The sequence below is a fragment of the Draconibacterium sp. IB214405 genome, from assembly GCF_033963885.1.
In the GTDB taxonomy this organism is placed as follows: domain Bacteria; phylum Bacteroidota; class Bacteroidia; order Bacteroidales; family Prolixibacteraceae; genus Draconibacterium.
In genome coordinates, this window is record NZ_JAXBMA010000003.1 from 625,028 (window position 1) to 645,754 (window position 20,727).

Annotated in this window: 15 protein-coding genes; 4 read left to right on the plus strand and 11 right to left on the minus strand. The window is 37.8% G+C overall.

The genetic code is table 11. From position 1 onward, the window contains the following. Positions 1–12 precede the first annotated feature (12 nt). The 11 genes from ppgK to SLH46_RS12600 form a co-directional block, all read right to left on the minus strand. A complete protein-coding gene (gene ppgK / locus SLH46_RS12550; RefSeq protein WP_320281539.1) occupies positions 13–747 on the minus strand; it encodes a polyphosphate--glucose phosphotransferase in 735 nt (244 codons plus the stop codon). A 632-nt stretch (positions 748–1,379) separates the two neighbouring features. Then, positions 1,380–1,808, minus strand: a complete 429-nt coding sequence (locus SLH46_RS12555) for an ACT domain-containing protein (protein WP_320281540.1) — start codon at positions 1,806–1,808, stop codon at positions 1,380–1,382. Positions 1,809–1,812: 4 nt separating this feature from the next. Continuing rightward, positions 1,813–3,111 carry a phenylacetate--CoA ligase family protein gene (locus tag SLH46_RS12560; RefSeq protein ID WP_320281541.1) on the minus strand — a complete coding sequence of 433 codons (1,299 nt, stop codon included), beginning with the start codon at positions 3,109–3,111 and terminating at the stop codon, positions 1,813–1,815. A 62-nt stretch (positions 3,112–3,173) separates the two neighbouring features. Further along, complete coding sequence (locus tag SLH46_RS12565; protein WP_320281542.1) at positions 3,174–3,605, minus strand: hypothetical protein; 432 nt, start codon at positions 3,603–3,605, stop codon at positions 3,174–3,176. 107 nt (positions 3,606–3,712) lie between these two features. Next, a complete protein-coding gene (locus SLH46_RS12570) occupies positions 3,713–5,299 on the minus strand; it encodes a sodium:solute symporter family protein (RefSeq protein WP_320281543.1) in 1,587 nt (528 codons plus the stop codon). A gap of 10 nt (positions 5,300–5,309) precedes the next feature. Next, entirely contained in the window at positions 5,310–5,489 is a 180-nt protein-coding gene (locus SLH46_RS12575) for a symporter small accessory protein (RefSeq protein WP_320281544.1), read from the minus strand. Positions 5,490–5,537: 48 nt separating this feature from the next. Continuing rightward, positions 5,538–5,972, minus strand: coding sequence for a hypothetical protein (locus SLH46_RS12580; RefSeq protein ID WP_320281545.1), 435 nt, complete (start codon positions 5,970–5,972; stop codon positions 5,538–5,540). Between the two features lie 40 nt (positions 5,973–6,012). Next, on the minus strand, positions 6,013–7,332 hold the full coding sequence (locus tag SLH46_RS12585) for a phenylacetate--CoA ligase family protein (RefSeq protein ID WP_320281546.1): 1,320 nt from the start codon (positions 7,330–7,332) through the stop codon (positions 6,013–6,015). 3 nt (positions 7,333–7,335) lie between these two features. Beyond that, entirely contained in the window at positions 7,336–8,625 is a 1,290-nt protein-coding gene (locus SLH46_RS12590; protein WP_320281547.1) for a hypothetical protein, read from the minus strand. A gap of 996 nt (positions 8,626–9,621) precedes the next feature. Continuing rightward, positions 9,622–10,203 (minus strand): indolepyruvate oxidoreductase subunit beta, encoded by a 582-nt coding sequence (locus SLH46_RS12595; protein WP_320281548.1) that lies wholly within the window; start codon positions 10,201–10,203, stop codon positions 9,622–9,624. A 6-nt stretch (positions 10,204–10,209) separates the two neighbouring features. Beyond that, a complete protein-coding gene (locus SLH46_RS12600) occupies positions 10,210–11,829 on the minus strand; it encodes a thiamine pyrophosphate-dependent enzyme (RefSeq protein WP_320281549.1) in 1,620 nt (539 codons plus the stop codon). A 468-nt stretch (positions 11,830–12,297) separates the two neighbouring features. Between SLH46_RS12600 and SLH46_RS12605 the strand changes: the two genes are divergently transcribed. From SLH46_RS12605 to SLH46_RS12620, 4 genes are all read left to right on the plus strand, one after another. Then, positions 12,298–18,117, plus strand: a complete 5,820-nt coding sequence (locus SLH46_RS12605) for a hypothetical protein (protein ID WP_320281550.1) — start codon at positions 12,298–12,300, stop codon at positions 18,115–18,117. After that, positions 18,114–18,707, plus strand: a complete 594-nt coding sequence (locus tag SLH46_RS12610) for a hypothetical protein (protein WP_320281551.1) — start codon at positions 18,114–18,116, stop codon at positions 18,705–18,707. Before SLH46_RS12605 ends, SLH46_RS12610 begins: the two co-directional genes overlap by 4 nt. Beyond that, the gene (locus SLH46_RS12615; RefSeq protein WP_320281552.1) at positions 18,697–19,299 is read left to right on the plus strand and encodes a hypothetical protein; all 603 of its coding nucleotides are present in this window, start codon (positions 18,697–18,699) and stop codon (positions 19,297–19,299) included. The genes SLH46_RS12610 and SLH46_RS12615 overlap by 11 nt, the downstream gene beginning before the upstream one ends. A gap of 229 nt (positions 19,300–19,528) precedes the next feature. Then, positions 19,529–20,446: an alpha/beta fold hydrolase gene (locus SLH46_RS12620; protein WP_320281553.1), complete on the plus strand. Its 918-nt coding sequence runs from the start codon at positions 19,529–19,531 to the stop codon at positions 20,444–20,446. Positions 20,447–20,727 lie beyond the last annotated feature (281 nt).

Consider the following 20,727-nt stretch of genomic DNA (forward strand, 5'->3'; position numbering starts at 1 on the left):
CACCAACTCAGTTTATTTGTAAACCATATTTAAAGCAGCGCCGATAATGCCGGCGTTGTTTTCCATTTCGGCAGGAACAACAGGCGTATCCAGGTTTATGTATTCCTCAAACCTATCCATTTTTTTGCTGACACCACCACCAATAATAAACAGGTTCGGATTAAACATCTTATCGTAATAATCCAATGCTTTGTTAAAACGTTTCCCCCATTCTTCCCACGACAGGTCTTTTCTTTTGCGAACCGAATCGGCCGAATAGCGTTCTATGGTTTTTCCTTTAAATTCAAGGTGGCCCAGTTCGAGATTAGGAACCAGGTGTTTATCGATAAAGATAACAGTCCCAACTCCGGTACCAATTGTAAGTAAAAACACCATTCCTTTTTCTTTGGCTCCGGCACCAAAATGGATCTCGGCAATTCCGGCGGCATCAGCATCGTTAACACACTCTACTTCGCAGCCTGTTTTCTCTGATAATTTTTTATTGACTTCCTGTCCGATCCAACTTTTATCAATGTTCGCTGCGGTCAGCATTACACCGTTTTTTACCACGGCAGGAACACCAACGCCAACTTTGCCTTTCCAGTTAAAATGCTCAGTAAGCTGTGCCATCACTTCCGCCACAGCATCAGGAGTTGCAGGTTGCGGCGTTTCAATACGGTGACGTTCTGTAACTAACTCACCGGTTTTTGTATCCACAATTGCTCCTTTAATCCCCGATCCGCCAAAATCAATTCCAAGTACTTCCATGTTTTATTGTTTTTTGATCCTCTAATTTACAATAATCATTTAGTTACGTTGCAATGAAATTAAATTTAGCTTATATCAGACCTTATTTCCGCAAGAAAATAATGTGTCACGCAGATGTCGCAGATGTGCGCAGAAAAAAAATAATATTGCAATAGTATAAACATACAGTATGTAAGTAACCACTTGATTTTTCACCCCTAAATCCCCTGTAGGGGACTTTAAGACTTCCGCCAACTGGCTGAGAGGTTTGAAGGGTCAAAATGAAAGTTGGTTATAAACTGAAAGTTTGATCATTATTTGTTTTACTTTTTTGACGGCCTCAAAATCTGCGATAATCTGCGTCATCAGCGTGAAAGAACAAAACCTCGTGTTTTTGGATTAGTAAACACCTACTCACAAAATACATTCATGATTCACGAGAATTACCAACAGGGATGAAAGTAAAACAAACTTTCAGCTAACTCTCCCTCACTCCCTCTCTACTTGTAGAGAGGGACGATTGTGTCGAAGGCACAATCAGGGTGAGTCAATAAATTCTTAGCCCGATTTTACTATTGGCTTTCAAGTTACTTTCACAAAAAAAGCGGATCTCCTTCCGGAAATCCGCTTATCTATTATCTATCGAATGTTTGCTACAACTGATACAATTCATCGCTTCCCAATAGCTCGGTTTTATGTTTTTGCAGCATTTCCACACAACGTTCAACACGCGTTGGACGAATAACGGTTACTGCCCCTTCATCGTTCATTGAAAAGGCGTACATGTATTCGATAAACACTTCTTCCTTTTGTAAAACATCAAGCAATTTACTTAAACTGCCCGGCTGATTTGGTGTTTTTGCCAAAACAACATCGGTGGTTTTTACCGAAAATGCATTTTCTTTTAACACCGTGCATGCCTTATCCGGATCGGAAACGATCATCCTCAGTATACCAAAATCAGATGTATCAGCAATGGTAAACGCCGACAGATTTACTTCGGCATCCGCCAAAATTTTTGTCACTTCGTTTAATCGTCCTGACTTGTTCTCTAAAAAAACAGATACTTGTTTTATGATCATGGCTTTAGATTTTACGGTTATCGATTACACGTTTTGCTTTTCCCGCTGTACGCTCAATGGTTTTTGGTTCCACCAGTTTTACATCAACCGAAATACCAAGCGTACTTTGAATATTGTGCGTGATTTTCTTTTTCAGTTTCTCAAGTTCGCGAACCTCATCAGAGAAGAACTGCTCCTGCACTTCCACCATTAGTTTCAGCACATCAAGTGTTCCTTCGCGCTCTACGATCAGCAGGTAATGTGGTTCGGTCTCGCTCATTTCGAGCAATACACTTTCAATCTGCGACGGGAATACATTCACTCCACGAATGATCAACATATCATCCGAGCGGCCTTTACATTTTTCCATGCGCACCAGCGTACGTCCGCACTCACATTTATCGTAAATCAAACGGGTAAGATCGCGCGTTCGATAACGAAGAATAGGAATTCCCTCTTTCGTAATGGTAGAAAATACCAACTCTCCCACTTCGCCCGGAGCAACAGGCTGAAGCGTTTCGGTATCGAGAATTTCTGGAATAAAATGGTCTTCGTTAACGTGCATGCCCACCTGGTGTTCGCATTCGCACGATACACCCGGCCCGATCACTTCACTCAAACCATAAATATCGATGGCTTTCAATTTTAATTTGGCTTCAATTTCCTTCCGCATGCTTTCGCTCCATGGCTCGGCACCAAAGATTCCTACACGTAATTTCAGTTCTGCCGGATCAATACCCATTTCTGCCATAACTTCTGCCAAAAACAGGGCGTATGATGGCGTACAGGCAACTACCGTTGAACCAAAATCCTGCATCAACTGAATTTGCTTTTTGGTGTTTCCGCCTGAAATAGGAATTACCGTTGCTCCGAGATTTTCGGTTCCGTAATGCAATCCCAAACCACCGGTAAACAGTCCGTAACCATAAGCTACCTGAACAATGTCGTTACGCGTTACGCCCGACATACACAATGAGCGGGTTACCACTTCCGACCACATACTTAAATCGTTTCGGGTGTAACCAACCACCGTTGGTTTTCCGGTAGTTCCCGAGCTGGCATGAACACGCACAATTTCGCTCATAGGAACGGTAAACATTCCAAACGGGTAATTATCGCGCAAATCGGTTTTGTTGGTAAACGGTAATTTGCTCAGGTCTTCCACCGAACGAATGTCTCCGGGCAACATATCAATCTCCTGCATTTTGGCCCGGTAGCTTGGTATATTGTGGTATATGCGTTGAACAGTCTGTTTTAGCCGTTCACTTTGAATAGCTGCCATCTCATCGCGAGAAGCGCATTCTATCTTTTCATTCCAAATCATAAAGTTTTAGTTGATTTTTGGTTTTACATGTTTTATTTACTACAATTGGTGATTGCGATTCACTATTTTCCGTAAACTACTTTATCGTCGAGTATACGAACATGGTGAAGCTCCAATCGTCGAACAGCTTCCAGAATATCCGGTACTTCGAGTAAAAGTACTGCCAGGTTATTTTCTGCGATAAGCCTTGTGTATGCACTTTCGATATGAATTCCCGCACGGGCGATCTTCACCAGCAGTTCATCCAAACCACCGGCTTCATCTTTCATTTCGAGCGCGATCACCTCTTTCATGGCCACCGAGTTTTTGTGATCGGAAAGAATTTTATACGCTGCATCGGGCCGGTCGACTAACAAACTCAACACTCCCCAACCATGCGCCATGTTGTTTAAAGTAAGCGAACGAATATTGATCCCCTCCTTTTTTAACAGCGCAGTAACCGCTTCAAAATGCGTGATTTTGTTTTCGAGAAAAACAGATATTTCAAATGCCATAATTGTAGTTTTTTATTCATTCAATAGGTTTCCTGTAAAAATAAAGTTTATCGCTTAAACATTTCACAACGGAAATCATATTTTCAATTCGATCAAACCCTGTTTTACTATTTTACTCCGTGGTAACATTTTGCCAAATGCTCGTCGGATGTTTTTTGCGTAAACAACGAAACGGCGATCAGCACAACAATAGATACCGGCATAGCAATTACCATCGGGTCGATGATCATCCAAGGGAAATCGGTTGCCAAAGTTGGTTTTCCGAACAAAGCCTGGCAAATTCCCAGCGGCTCCGATTCTTTTGCATGCATAAAACCAAGCGCAAAAACACTGGCTACCACACCTGATAAAATACTCCAAACTGCAGCTGTTTTTGTTACCCTCTTCCAATACAGGGCGGCAAAATAAACAGGAAGGAAAGCTGCCGCACAAACACCAAAAAATATGGCAGTTCCGCGGGCAATAATACTTCCCGGCAGTTTGTAACCGATGATTATACTGATAATGATTGCCACAATGATCGACAATTTCGAAAGCATCATGGAATTGAATTTCTTATGTGGGAATACATTCTCAATAAAGTCGCGTCCCAGCGAAGTTCCCATAGCATGAAATTGCGAGCTTAAGGTTGACATACCAGCCGACAACAGGGCCAGCATAAACAGGTACACAAACCACTCGGGCATGGCAGCGTTAATGTATTCGGGAATGATCAGGTCGACATTACCTTTTGCAAACTGAATGGCCAACTGTCCGGATTCGTTGTGAAAATACACATTGGTAAGTGCACCAACTGTAAAAATGAAGCCGGTTGCCACAAATATGAAAATACCGCCAATCAAAACAGCACGGTTTAATTCGCGGTTACTTTTAACGGTCATAAAACGCACAACAAGCTGTGGTTGCGCCAATACGCCAACTCCAACACCAAGAATTATATTGGTTGTAAGTGTCCACCACCAGGCTGAATTCATTTTCGGGAAGACCGTCCAGCCTTCGTGACCGGCGGTTTTCAGGTTATCTGGAACCATGTCAACCATATTGGTAAGCGCATGATGAGCGGCGCTAACACCTCCTAACTTTTGGTAAGTAACGATCAACAGGAAAAACAAACTCAGGAACATGATACTTCCCTGCAAAGCGTCGGTGTACATCACTCCTTTTAAACCACCTGCAATTACGTAGGCTGCGATGATAATGGAGAAAAAAGTAAGTGCCAGTGAAAAATCGATCTCAAAAATACTTTCGATAAAACGTGCGCCGCCAATCAATACTACTGCAGCATAAAGCGGCATGGAAATGAAAATTACAGCACCACTAATGATCTGTATCTTTTTCGATTGAAAACGGTTTCCCAAAAATTCAGGGAAAGTATGTGCATCGAGATTATGCCCCATTTTTCGGGTGACACGTCCAAAAAATATAAAGGCAATAAAAACGCCAACAATAATATTCAGTGCAGTCAGCCAGATCAGCCCCATCCCGTAAACTCCGGCAATACCACCAAAACCAATAATAGCCGAGGTTGAAATAAAAGTGGCGCCATACGACATGGCCATCACAAACGGATGAATCTCTCTTCCGGCAAGCAAATAATCCTTGGCCGATTTTGTTTGACTGTAGCCCCGGTAGCCGAGGTAAGCGATAACCAACAGGTAGATAACAACTACCAATCCCAGTGTAAATGTGTTCATAGTAATTGTTTTAAATGTCTTCTTTTATGTGTTCATCTTTCTCTTCCCAGTCCAGATCGCGCTGAATTTCTTCAGTACTGGTTTCCATTCCTTTATTCCAGTTTAATACCCCGTAAACCACACAGGCAATTAATCCTGCAATGGATAGCAGGTATCCGAGAAGCACCCCGGGATCGTTTATTCCAAGCATAGCGTTTTTTGTTTAAGTTTTTAGTTTTTTTATGGTTTGATTTGATTTTTAACTGACTCCGTAAACCGTGTTTTCGTCAATAATCTTTAAGCCCTGTTGTTGCAGTTTTTCTATCGAGCTTTCGTAATCATCAACATTTAATATGAGTATTGCTTTTTGTTTCTCGGTAATTACGCGGCCAACAGCATTATCGAAATTCACTTCCGCTTTTGCCACTTCCATCAACAGATCGTCGAGGCCGCCGGCTTCGTCGCGCATTTCAAGAGCAATTACTTTGCGCAATGCCACCGATACTCCTTTTTCTGAGAGTGCATCTTTTGCTTTTATAGGATCGTTGACAATCAGGTTCAGGATTCCCCAACCGTTTGCGGTATCGTTTATTGCCATCGAGCGGATATTGATCTGCGCTTCTTTTAGCACACTGGTTATCCGTTCAAAATGACCGATCTTGTTTTCGAGAAATATTGATACTTCGTAAGCCATAGTTTAGTTACAAGTTTTGAGTTTCAAGCTTCAAGTTTTACTAATTTAAAAGTCCGTTTTTGCGGTTGTCCGTAACGCGGATTGCCTTTCCTTCCGATTTTGGAATGGAACCGGCCTCCACCAGTTTTACAATCGGTTTTGCCAGCACTTCATCACGAATTTGCCGGGTTATGGTACTGCTCAAACTATTCAGTCGTTTGATATCTCCACGGAACCAGTCGGATTTTACTTCCACTTCCACCACCATTTCGTCGGCGCCGTTCATGGTTTCCAACGTTATCATATAATCCGATCCCACTTCCGGAATTTTCATCAACACACCCTCAATTTGCATCGGGAATACGTTACAACCTTTTATGATGAACATATCGTCTGACCTACCGGTAATTCGGTCGATACGGCGGTGTGTCCGTCCGCATTCGCATTCTCCGGGAATAATCCTTGTTATGTCGCGGGTACGGTAACGTATCAGCGGCATCGCTTCACGATCTAGTGTTGTCATTACCAACTCTCCATATTCACCATCAGGAACCGGTTGCAGTGTTTCCGGATCGATAATTTCCACCACGTACGAGTCTTCCCAAATGTGCAGACCGTTTTGGTACGTACATTCAAAAGCCACTCCCGGACCGTTCATTTCCGAAAGTCCAAAAGAATTAAACGCACGCACACCGTACATTTCTTCAATCCGTTTGCGTTGCGCATCGGTGTGTGGCTCGGCGCCGATTACCAAGGTTTTTAGTTGCGTATCCTTTTTCGGATCAAGACCTTCAGCCTCGAAAACTTCGTACAAGCGCCCCAGATAACTTGGGATTGCATGTGCGGCAGTAGTTCCGTAATCGCGCATCAGTTTAATCTGGCGTAGGCTGTTTCCCGCACCGGCAGGAATACTTAATGCACCCAAAGTTTCAATACCGTACTGAAATCCCAGTCCGCCTGTAAACAATCCGTAACCACAGATATTCTGAAAAACATCGGTATCGCGAATCCCCGCACAAAACAGTGAACGTGCCATCAGGTTTGCCCACGAGTTTAGGTCGTGACGGTTATGAAAAATTACTGTTGGATTTCCGGTGGTACCACTCGAACTGTGCAAACGAACAAGCTCCTTTTTCGGTAAACTTAAAAAGCCATACGGAAAATGATCGCGCAGATCCTGTTTGGTAGTAAAAGGCAATTCCGTTATCTGCGAAACGGCCTTTATTGTACCCGGTTTTATATTTTTTTTGCTGTACAATTCGCTGTAAAAAGGCGACCTGCAAGCATTTTCTATCGTTTTATTCAATCGCTCAACCTGCATTTTCTGCAGATCTTTCTTCCCCAGAGTCTCAAACTCCTCCTGCCAAAATTCCTGCGTCATCCGTTAAAAATTATAGGTCAGCATTAACAGAAATCTGTGGTTAGTGGCAGTTACTGTATCGTCGTAAAGTCCGTCGGAGAAATCAAAATCTCCTGTTCCGTAATCAGCTGAATCCAGTTCGTATTCCACTACAAAACGAAGGTTTTTATAGTTGTAGGCATAATACGGAGCAATACGGAAAGCCTGCTTCATCGTTGGCATCAAACCTTTTGTTTTTGCAGCGCCATCAAAATTATACAGCGCATCTTTTGTTCCGAAATTGGTTGACATTCCGGCAAAAAAACCAAGCTGGCGTTTAGTACCGTAAACCACATTCACCAAAGTAGAAGAAGTGGTATAGTTCGAGTAGGTCATTCCTCCGGTTGCCGCGTCGTACGATTTTACGCCGTAACCACCGATCATCAACATATTCGACAGGTTCTGCCCCACCATTTCTTTCAACAAAAAGAACCACTTATCTTTTTTGTAACCCGCGTAACTCATCACCGCATAACTGGTATTCAGCTCATCGCTCTTAAATTTACCGGCAGTTCCTTCGGTAACATCGATGGGTTTTATGGCGTTAAACTGTCCGGCAATTCCAAGGCTCATTCCATTGTCGTTGTAATATAAACCGGCCACCAATTCAGGAATTCCGGCATTACGTTTCGCCAGGTTTTTGTCGTTGGTATCATCTACCTGGTAAAAACCCGATGAACAATACTGCTGCTCGTAAAGCGCTGTTAGCGAAAGTGTGGTTTTTTCGCCCAGTTTATAATCGAAATCAACCTGTGGCGAACGGTTAAACGGGTTGTACGGACTACCTGTGTTTAATCCTCCAACCTGAGGAAAGAACGAACCGCTGCCGTTCCATAACGGGTGCCAGGTCTGTCCGATTAATAAGGATGATCTTTCCCAATCGAATTTTACAAATGCTTTGCGTAAACGTAAAACTTCCGGATACTCGGTAACGATTCCGGCAAAATCGGTTTCGAAGTTGGCCGATGTTTTTGCACCCAGAATTTCCGGTCCGGTAATGTTAAAACCAAAACGTGTTGCCATGGCTGTATACCCACTTATTGCCTGCTCATTGAGATGGTTACCTTCTGCATCCAATCCTTTGTAAAGCGGGAAAAGGTAAAAGTTGTCCTGGGCAGCATTAATCCCTTTGTACGAATCGTGGTAATACTCGCTTCGGATAAAACCGTAAAGTTCGATTGATGATTTTTTTGCAGAAACTTTGTTGTCGTCCTGTGCCATAACAAAAATGGAAATAAGACACAGAATAGCTGTTAGTGATAAATATTTTTTCATTGCGAAATGATTAGTTGTTTTTGTTGATTGAAAAATGAATGTTTTCCCGAAGACAGCGTATCAGCTCTCCGGGTAAAAACAGAAGTAATCTAATAAGAAATAATATGTTGCTGTCTTTAACACGAAGTTCAAAAATAGCAATTTTACAGGCCTGCTCAACTTTGGAATTATAATTTGATTCCAAATCATGCTTATTTATTTTGATTTCAAACTATACATAAAAATGAGGGGTGTAAATTGTCAAATAGAGGACTGGTTAATGAGCACTTTGAGCAATACTCTTGTAAGAATTAATGGTTTTAACCATTTTAAAATTGGCCAATGATCTATAACAATTGACAATGAGCCTTATAAACTGTAATTTTGACTAACCCCGACATTTATGTCGGGGATAAATCGCCAAATATAACCCGGGCTTTAGCCCTCAATCTTCAGAATAATTTCAATCTCAAATACAACTATCATTCAGAAAACCGGGTAAAAACTTTCTTCTCGCTTCGCTGCGACTTCCTTTTTTTCTACAGCCAAAAAAAGGAAGCAAAAAATGCCGCCGCTGACATGAAAATTGCTAAAATCTCGGAATCCCCGCTAAAAGAAAAGAACTCCACTGATCCTCCATTCTTCCGGTCAGTGTCAAACAGCTTTTCTTTTTTAACGCGGTGCTCCCAAAATTTCTTAACGCATTTTCCTGAAGGCGGACTGGGCTGGCGACAAAACATCAATTTTTTAAGAAATATTCTTCGTGAGTGGCCTTTTTTGATCGAGTGCTGAATCAAAACAAAACCTTATTGAGAGCGGGAAGCTCCGAAGAATTGAGGAGATCAGTTTGTTTGTCAATTAATTTATTCTGACCCCCTATTATCCCCCAAAGGGGGATGTTTCCTCCCCTTTGGGGAGGCCAGGAGGGGTCCTAAGTCGGTATTGTGAATATCCATTAAAAAAACCCATTCGCGAACTATCATCCGGAACGGGTTTTTATGAATGGTTATGAATTTTTTATTTGTTTGCCAATGCAAATTCCAAACCGGCTTTAAATGCTTTTCGGTTCATTTCTACCACAGCCTCACCTTTTCTACTGAAAATATGTGCAATTCCGGCTTCCATTTTTTCCGCTTCAATATTCAGGAACGGAGTAGCTGCTCCCAGCATCACCACATTCATTGCTCGTTTGTTACCAATTTCGGCCGCAATTTTATCGGCATCGATAGCCACAAAACGTGGTTGTTTTTCTATTTCTGCCAGAACAGCGTCCACATCAGGGTAATTAGGGATGTTGACAAAAGGCGTTGTGTTGGTTACCACATAACCTTCGGGAGAAAGAAACGGCAGGTAACGCAAGGCTTCCATCGGCTCAACTGATAAAATCAGATCGGCTTTTCCCATTGGGATCAAATCGGCAGCAATTTCGCTGTCGGAAATACGCAGGTGCGATTGCACTGCCCCACCTCGCTGGCTCATTCCGTGCGTTTCGGCCTGTTTCAGAAACAAGTTCTCGCTAATGGCCGCATCACCAATAATCGATGCGATTGAAAGAATTCCCTGTCCGCCAACTCCGGCTAAAATTATATCTGTCTTCATTTCTACTTATTTATTGGGGTTATCTTTCATTTTCTTTTGTTTGCGCAGACGTTTTGCTGCTGCCTGAATACACTCGCGACGGAAAACAATCACCGAAACACCTTCGTAAGCAATTTCTTCTTCAAAAGTCTGCACCATCATTTCATGATACTTTTTCAGCGGTGTTAACACGCGAATATGATTTGGATCAACACCAACACCGGTACAAATGCTTTCGATCTTTCCGAGTGCCGAAGAATCCTGTCCACCGGTCATCGATACCGATTCGTTATCCGAAATAACAACCACAATATTCGCCTCATCGTTAACGGCATCCAGCAAACCTGTAATTCCTGAGTGTGTAAAAGTAGAATCGCCAATAACTGCTACAGCCGGGATCAAACCGGCATCGGCAGCACCTTTGGCCATGGTTACCGACGCCCCCATGTCAACACACGAGTAAATACTTTTGTAAGGTGGCAAAGCACCCAGCGTATAACAACCAATATCGGAGAACACGCGTCCTTTGGTGTATTTATCCAGCGATTCATTCAAAGCTTTGTACATATCCTGGTGACCGCATCCCTGGCACAATGCCGGCGGACGGTTTACCACCAGTTCCGGCACATCGGCACCAAGCTGCGTTTCTTTTCCCAATGCTTTGGCAACAAGGTCGGCATTTAGTTCACCGTCGCGTGGCAAAGCACCACTTAAACGACCCGAAACCTGAATATCCCTTTTAAAGGCTGCCCGTACATGCTCTTCCACCACCGGATAACCTTCTTCCAGCACCAGCACCTCTTCACAAGTTTTGGCCAATTTATCCAAAAACTTTTGCGGAACCGGGTACTGCGAAAGTTTCAGCACGGTATACGGACAGTCGTTTTGCGGATAGTTCTCTTTTAAATAGTTATAAGCGATTCCGCAGGCGATAATTCCAAAACTTTTGTCTTCGCCTTTGATGTATTCGTTGTATTCCGATTTTTTAGCTGCCTTTTCAAACTCTTCCTGTTTTTCAAGCAGACCTTTGTATCTTCTTCGGGCAATGGCAGGCAACAACACAAACTGACTTGGATCAGTTGGCAAAACCATATCATTCTCGGCAAGAACTTCACTGCGAACCACACCGGCACGCGAGTGCGCCAAACGGGTGGTGATACGCACCATTACCGGAACTTCCAGTTTTTCCGACAGCTCGAAACCTTCGCGAACCATGTCGTAGGCTTCCTGCTGGTTGCTGGGTTCCAGAATCGGTATCATGGCAAACTTGCCGTAGAAACGCGAGTCCTGCTCGTTTTGCGACGAGTGCATGGACGGATCATCAGCAACGGTGATAATCAAACCACCGTTAATTCCTGTAATTGCTGAGTTGATAAAAGCATCGGCAGCAACGTTCAAACCCACATGTTTCATACAAACCATGGTACGTTTGCCGGCGTACGACATACCCAAAGCCGCTTCGTAAGCTGTTTTTTCGTTGGCCGACCATTTACTGCGAATGCCTTTTTCAATGGCCAGCTCATTTTCCTGAATAAATTCGGTTATTTCGGTTGAAGGAGTTCCGGGGTACGCATATACGCCCGAGATTCCACCATCGATAGCTCCCTGCCCAATGGCTTCCACTCCCAAAAAAAGATTCTTTTGCATTTTGGTTTAATTTTCGAAGCCAACAAAAGTATCATTTTGGCAATTTTATGCAATCGGAAAGATCAGATTTTGCCAATTTAGAAGGATTATAGACTTTGTATACCTCTGCCTTTTTTTGTAACGTAAGATAGTTATGCCAACCATAAACAGGCACTTTTTGGTTTACATATTATTTATGTTTACTTTTATTCGACCTTTTCACCCGGCGAAACAGGAAGAAGATTAAAAGCAGTTGAGCGCACCCCGAAAAATTAATAACCGTTTGTAAATACTTATAAGCGTTTATTAATGATTACAAACGGATATAACATTAAAAATAAACACATTGCGAAAAAATTGAAAAACTGATAGTATAAGCGATGTAAGAGTAATACGCTTACACCTACGTTACCGTCAAATATAAAAAGACAGCAATACCGATATTATAAAATACTAATATAAAGAGGAGAAAAATTAATCTAAACCAATATGCCAAAATCAGATAAAACAAAAATATTGTCAATTGAAGAATTTAATAAAATCTTTAACAAACTTCAAAACAACGAAGAATTAACAGATATAGGCACTTTTTTAGAAGTAGATATTGTTTTTATTGCTGCGCTGTTTCTGTGGTATAAACAGAATGAACAAAACTGGAGAAAAATACCTCAATTCTTTAATCTGGAATTAAATGATAACGTTTTAAATCATTCACATTATTTTAAACAAATCAGCGAACTATACGAAATAACCCCTGATGATATTTTTAATAATTTTCCATATGCATCCAATAAACAAGCAAATTCTTTTTCCAAATACTTTGCTCCACCAATATACATAAATGAAGAAAATTTGAACTGTTTTTTCGGAGAAAGAACAAATGGAAATATCAACAAATTAAAAGAAAAATACATAAAAGAATTTAAAATATCAGATTTTATAGACACTAGAGTAAAAAACTACAAGCATTACAAATTAAAATTTAGTAATTACGAAACTGAAATAAGAAAAAGGTTAAGAAACTATTCTCCAATTTTTACATTTATTTTTATCGTTGCAAGCAAGAATCTATCAAATAAGGAAAACCAATCTTTTAACAGTAGAAAAGAATATATAGAAAAGCTTATTTTATTTACTCAAGATTTTGTTAGAGGGTTATATGAACTTGCGAAAAATATAGTTGAACACAGTGGGCAAGATGGAGTAAAAGGAGAAGGAATGATTACTATTCGCACCTATTCGAAAAGCGAATCTGATAAAACCAAGATACTTGAAACTCATGTTTTTGATTACGGTACTAAAGGTATTATTCCTAAGTTTTTTGAAGATACTAAGGAAAAAGCAATTGGAAATAACGTAAAAAATGAGAGAATAAAAAAATGTTATATTTCAGATTATAACCTCTTAAATAAAAATAAAAGTTATGAAATTAAGAATTTCATCACACCTCGCGAAAACGAGATTTTAAGACAACAAACTTTTCGACATACTTCGCACTATGGAATAAATAAACTGTATAAACTTTTACAAAATCCTCTTAATGGAGAAATTTTTGCCACCTCAAAAGGACTTTTACATCGAGACTATTTCGGCAAAGATGCAGAAGATTTGACTCTTAAAGACAGCACTCACTATTTTTTAAAAATTCCATTCATCCCAGATAATTTTAAAAATATTGCGGCAAAACCATTCTCCGATGAAAGCCAGACTGCTACACTTGGGGAAACAGCTTCACTTGAGTTCTTGTCAAAACTTAACTACCGTACTATAAATTTGAATCAACTACCAAAAATTTCTGTAGCAACAGAAAATTCTTTGATAGATATTACAATTAGTGATTTAGAAATCACAAAGGACAATGTTGATAATATTTATAATCAATTTGATAAACTACATGACTACACAGATAACAATAGAATTGCAATCAATCTTCAAGATAAAATTAATGATGTGTCAGTGCTTTTGCGATTTCTTTCGTATCTCACTTTTGAATATAGGCAACCTTTTATCATATATAATGTTGACTATCATATTTATGAAAATTTACTTTCTGATAATAAAGATTTTTATAGTACGCGACAAAGTGAGGCATATTGGCACAAAGAGAAGGCTATCCTTTTATTTGTAAGAACAAAAAATGATTTTTACTTTTCAGATATTCTATTTGGCGAAGACAGGGAAAATTTTCTTTATGTAAATAATATCGTAAGCAAAAGTTTTCCTAATTCAATTAGTCTTTTACAAGATATCAAAAACAAAAAAAGGGGTGAAGAAATTACTTATTCAAAAACCATACATTCAAACCAAAATTTACGACAATTCTTCTACCCCAAATCTAATAATTTATTGCCTTTTGATGCACTTCTAAAAAATCAGAATAATAATCCAATTTTTATTTCAAATTTGACTACTATTTTGAAGAATCCGCTAATTGACCGAGCAGACACCTATAATAATATTAATGAGTACATTGACAATTTTGATGGTTTTCGGATTTCCAATACTCACTTTAAAATTGGGACTAAAATCCATTCTGAAGATTTCTATTATGCCAAACGACTTTTTCAAAATTCATTTTATACTGTTCGTTTGGCAATGTTTTTGGCTATTGAAATTAAGAAGAAAGTTGGTAGCACAAATCAAAGTATCACACTTGTCGGCTACGAGTTGTATAGTGAATTACTTTTAAGTTTAATTGAAAAATTTTTGCGAGATTTTGGTTTTGGAAAAGAAAATAATGACGAAAAAATCAATCATTTCATAACTCAGAGCCATGACAACAATTTTAAATTTCTTTCAAATGATTCTTTCAAAAAATATTTAGAAAATTACAAAAATCGTCATACCATTATTATTGTTCCTATTGCTTCAACAGGCAGCACCGCTAACAAAATAGAAAACGAGATAAGAAAACAAATCTTTAAACATGAAATAAGGACAAATAATAAAACCAGACAACAGTCAGAAAAATTAGCTTTCGAGTATCGTTTTTATAATCCGAGATATAATATTCTATTGGCACAACCTGAAAATGGTTTTGAAACGATAAAGAAAACAAGTACAAGTCAAAAATCAATTATTATCCTTCCTGCATCTTGGCACAAAATAAAAAATTGTCCTTTGTGTTTTGGAGTTGACAACAAAGGCAATCATGTAGAAACGAAAATATTATTTGAAACTGATAAATCTTCTCTTACTCCTGCTCTTATTTTTGGTAATCCAAAAGGTAAAATAAAAGCTGAACACGGTGAGGAAATTGAAAGTAGTACCTCTTATAATGACGTGGATTTTCAAGAATCTCTTAGGTATAAAGAGATTTTGCGAAATAATAACTATCGTATTTACTATATTAAAACAGATAAGTTCATAGAAAATAATCTAGCTAGAATTAAATATTGGCTACGAGAAAAAGTGAAAAAACACTTACAGCTTAATTCTACAGACAAAATTGTTATAGTAGCTCCATGCCACGAAAGCAACAGCCGTTTTCTAGATCTTGTTAATAAAATTGTATTTGATTCTTCCGCCACAATTATCCATTATCAAAATGGCGTCGACTTTCCTGATAACTTTAAACTTCTTAATAAAAAGTATTTGACAGAAGAGACAAAACTTTTTTTTGTTGATGACTCTCTTATTACAGGTAAGCATTTTTATGAAGTATACGATTTGGTTAAAGACGTTCATCCAAATCGATTGACATTTACTGCATCTATTTTCATTAATGATAAATCTGAGCCACACACACATAATAAGGTAGTAGAATTGTCTAAAATATATTTTTCTTTTGCAAACTTCAATCAACCCCCAACGCGTAATTTATTAGGACAACGCCCACTCGAACATGAAAGAGAGCGATACGAAAATCTATCAAAAGTTTCATTACACGATGTAACGATAGAATTTTTTCGACAAAAAGCTAATGGTTTAAATCCACAGAAATTAATTAACCTAAATGGGGTAAACGGGAATAAAGAAAAGGCACTTCGCCGTTTGAAGAATTTTGAAGCGACACATAAAATTTATGATTATTTCGCAAAAAATCCATCAATCCATGATTATGATATTAAAGAGATTGTAGAATTCAAAGAACTGACCCCTTTTATTGAGAAAAATTTATTTCCAGAATATACAAAAGAAGTAGAAAAGAATAGAATTGAAGAACAAAAAGAAAATTCCAAAGCATTGCTTAAAGTTCTTTCGCAATATCCGTTTGTTCTGTATCAGCCGTTACAAGTTAAAACTTTCAATTGGCTTAAATCATGGTTAAATGAAATTAATACACCTAATGAAGATTGTTTTTCACCAAAAGATTACCATAACTTCCAAACTTTAAAATTTCTAATTCGAAGAGCGACTCTTTTGGAAGATTACCAGATAGTTGAACACAACTTCTTGAAGATAATTTTATTGTGGTTTAAAAAAATTGACAAATATTTTGCGAGTTCTAATTCTAACAAATTAAAAGTAAATGAAAAAGTATCTGAAGGCGAAAAAATGAATTTGATAGACTTCCCAATTTTTCTTTTACGGAACTACATGGAAATGATTCAAAAGAATGGATGGGTTGCATATCATATTTTGACAAATTTAAACCAGATTAAATTTGATTTACTAAAATCTAAGCAAGGCTTCCAATTTTGGGATATGCTGCAAATCGAATCAGCTTTGGTAATTGATACTTTCTATAACATGATTATAGATGAAAAGCGTATTGAATGGCGTGATTTATTTATAGAGTATAAAGATTCAGAATCATTAGTAACCGAAACTGATGAGATAGTTAATTTCTTTAAAACAAACAAATACCTTATTGAATCTAACAAATATCTTATTGTAAGAGAAACCTTTTTAAACAATAGTGATGATTGGCTAAACTTAAAAACACCACTTATCAATTTTTTCTGGATTAAACAATTAATACTTGTTGATAGCATTGATGAGAATTCACATTTTCCTAAGAATATCGATTATCAACGGAAAATTGATGCTATAATAGAAAAAATGAAAAAGTTTTTTTCTCAAAAACAAATGAATGTATTTTTTATTGTCACCGATGGACAACAACAACCATACATACTAAAAGACGAACAGAATTTGTTAGAAGATTTTATTGCAGAAAAACAAAACAATGATTTATCAAAAGAAAGCGAAAAGAACATATACAAAACACAAGTTCTTATTGATTTTCTAAATGGAAATGATAGTAGCACTTATAATGCTCCCGAAACAACAACCGAATTTTACAGAGAATATTCAAATACTGAAGTCAAAGTTGAATTTAAAAAGACTTCTGCAAATAAAGACTCGAAAACCGGTACCCATGACTTATTTGATAACTTAAGCCCCAACTTTGGATTAGCGACATGGACAGATGCTTACAATAAAAAAACGGCACCTTTACCCTTTATGCCAGACGATTCAAAATGGCTTTTCCTTGTTAGGATTACACAACGAAACGAACATACTAACAAATTTGACACATTAGGAATGCTTGGTTTTTATAGTACTGAAAACCTTTTTAATTCAAGTCACAATCTTTTTCCAAAACAATTGCTAATGCTTCTTCGACAAGATATTGGTAAATTTATTGAAAAACATCACAAAAATGATGAATTTGCAGGATTACGCCAACAAACCGAAAAGAACAAATATATTTTCAAATTAAATCATGGAGTTCGAACTTATGAAAAGGCTGTAAAGAATATTTTAAATAATTGCGATGATTCAGATTTAAAAGAAAGTTTAGAAACTTTTTATGATTACCTTATAACGAAATTAGAGATAATTGATAGACTAAGTTCTAAATCTAAATCAGAAGTAATTTCGTTAAATGATATTAAAACGGAGTTTGATTTAAAGTACAAAAAAGTACTTTGTTTAAATGTTAGTGAGGTAAAGGGATTCAATAAAGAAGATATTGATAATTTAGTGAAAATCGATTATCCTGGCTTCGATAATAATCTCAATGAGGAATTTAAATTCCCTGAAAATAGTATAAAGGATATCGTTTTTGAGCTACTAAACAACATTAGAAAAAATGTGTGTAACAGAGATACCTATTTAATTACCGAAGATTCTCCTTTAAAAATAGATGTCGCATTAGTAAATGAGAAAGGACGTAAATACTTATCTGTAACCAATAATCATGTTAGAAACTTAGACAGTCCTGATTACGAGGGAGATGTTCCACATGGTATAGATTTACTAAAACAAATGTGGATTAATCATGGTTTGGGAAAAATCATTACACCTGTTTATCCATTAACAAAGAGGTCTTTTACAATTAAAATACAATTAAAAGGATGAAAAAAGTAGTTATAATAATCGAAGATAATTTTGATGATTTTAAATGCATCAAAAGTATAGTAGATACTAATTTTGAATGTAGGCAACAATATACAATGGAGGATGATTTCAACACAGATATTCCCGGTAGTTTTATTAATACTTTAAAAACTTCATTGCAGTCAACTTTCGAAAAAAAAGAGGAGTATGAAAATCAAAAACAATTAAGAATCAAACTTCAAAACGAACTAAAAAGTTATTGCAACAAAAACGAAGAACCCATTTATCTAATAGATTATTTATTAGATGGGGGTGGTAGAGGAAGTATTATAAATGGGATAAGATTTATCGAAATATTTCTAGAAGAAATGTATCCCGATAAAATTATCCCTGTTTTGATTATTACTAGTGCAAACTATAATCCTAGAATAACAGTTGAGAACTATGTCAAAGAAATTAATGATAGTTCTCTTTGTAATTTTCAAACTAAACCATACAGAAATGACTGGAGTAAGGTTAAAGAGCATATTTTGAATTTTATTTCAAATGCAAATTCTAAATCGAGAAAGGAAGAAGATATAGACAATACATTAAAGTATAATGGTAATTGATGAAAATAGTTTTATTATGTGTCATTTATACAGAATAAGAAATTTAGTTAGGGGTTTATATCCACTTTATATAAGTATTTGTGCAGCATTGTTAATTGACTTGAAATCCAACATATCATCTTTAACGTATATTGCAGGCTTATTATCTTTTATTGTTGCTTTAATTATTAGTAATATTTTAGCCAATAGGTGTGATAATTATGGACGTATTTACGATATTCAGTTTGGCCAATTTATAGAGAATAAAAGAAATGAGCCAAGTTTAAAAAAGATTTATGATGATAAAGAGAAAAAAAAATTTAGGTTTTTTAAGAATTGCAGTGTATTTATCTTAGGAATCATTGGTTTGATGTTTATTATATTAAGTTATAGTAAAAAAAATCAATCTAGTAAATTGAATAATCAGAACTTTAATCTTCAACATCAGGTAGATTCTCTTGAATCAATTAATTTTAAGTACGAAGAAATAATTTTAGAATTAAAGAAGAAAAATGATTCAATAAAAAATGTCTGTTTTGACAAAAGTCTAGAACATAATGAAATCAGAGAGCACTCTCGCTCCGAAACGGATAGTGTTGGTAATAAAAATTGACATTTCTCAAACATATTCTATGACAGATAATAACAACACAATATTTAAACCTTTCTAAAAAATGGATGCCAAAACACCAGACGGTAATCGAGTAGACTGCCCCACTAGCAAACGCTAGCTGGGAGAGCCTCTCACACCACCGTACGTACGGGTCTCGTATACGGCGGTTCGCTAAGTCATAGGAAACAACGGAGATTTAGGTTTTATGCCAAAATCCAAACGCCTATATTTGTTTATTGTACTTGTCCTGATCAGTTGTCGGGAGAAAGAAGGAAACAGTATGCGGCAGGAAAAATATATACGGGTTGATGACGGTGTAGATTTGTATGTTGAAACATACGGCAACCCGGAAAATGAAGCTTGTTTATTTATTTCGGGAGCCGGTGCCAACAGTTCGTTCTGGTCGGAGCACTTGTGCGACAGCCTGGTACAAAACGGATTTTTTGTACTGAAATATGACCACCGCGATTTTGGCTACTCCACAAAAATCGACTGGGATAAAAATCCTTACGATTTTATGCAACTGGCAAAAGATGCGGTTTCTGTTCTTGATTCGTTTCACATCGGCAAAGCACACGTAGTTGGTCATTCCATGGGCGGATTTATTGTCCAGCTGCTGGCCATCCATTATCCCGAACGTGTACTTTCCATGACCTCGATCTCCTCTTCTACCAATTCGCCAACGGTACCTTTACCACCCGACAAAACGTGGGAAATCTATCTGGCCAATAAACCAACAGGCGACTTTGAAACTGATCTGGATGGTTTTTTAAACGTTTGGAACTACCTGAACGGCACGGCAAAATTCGACAAGGAACTGGCTGTTGCCTACACCAAAGAGCTCTACAAACGGCAACCCATCACCGGAGCTTTGGGTGCTTCGCATGTAAAAGCACAGGAAACATTAAACGACCGCACCGAAGTTTTAAAGGCAGTAAAAATACCGGCACTGGTTATGCACGGCGAAGAAGATTATGCGGTGGATAAATACGGTGGCATTCAAACTGCCGAAGCCATTAAAAATTCCAAACTGGTGTTAATCCCGCAAATGGGGCATATACCGTTTAACTATGAAATCCGGGAGCGCTTCGAAAATGAGATCATTGGTTTTATAGTCGAAAATAAGCGGGCAAATACCTCTAAATAAAAGGAGACTCCCCTATTATCAAGCCTTTCAGGAGTTTTTTACCAACTAAAATAATCAGGGTACAGTCCTTCTACCCAAGGGAATAATCCTTTTACCCTAAGGGATCATAGATATTCCCTATGGAATTACTCCTATCCCCTTGGGAATATCTATTATACCCAAGGGAATTATGTCTTTACCCAAGGGAACCATAGATATTCCCTAAGGGATTGCTCCGATTGTAAGCTTCCCCAAAAACAGGACAGTTTAAAAGTAGACAAATAAACGTTAATTTTGAACTG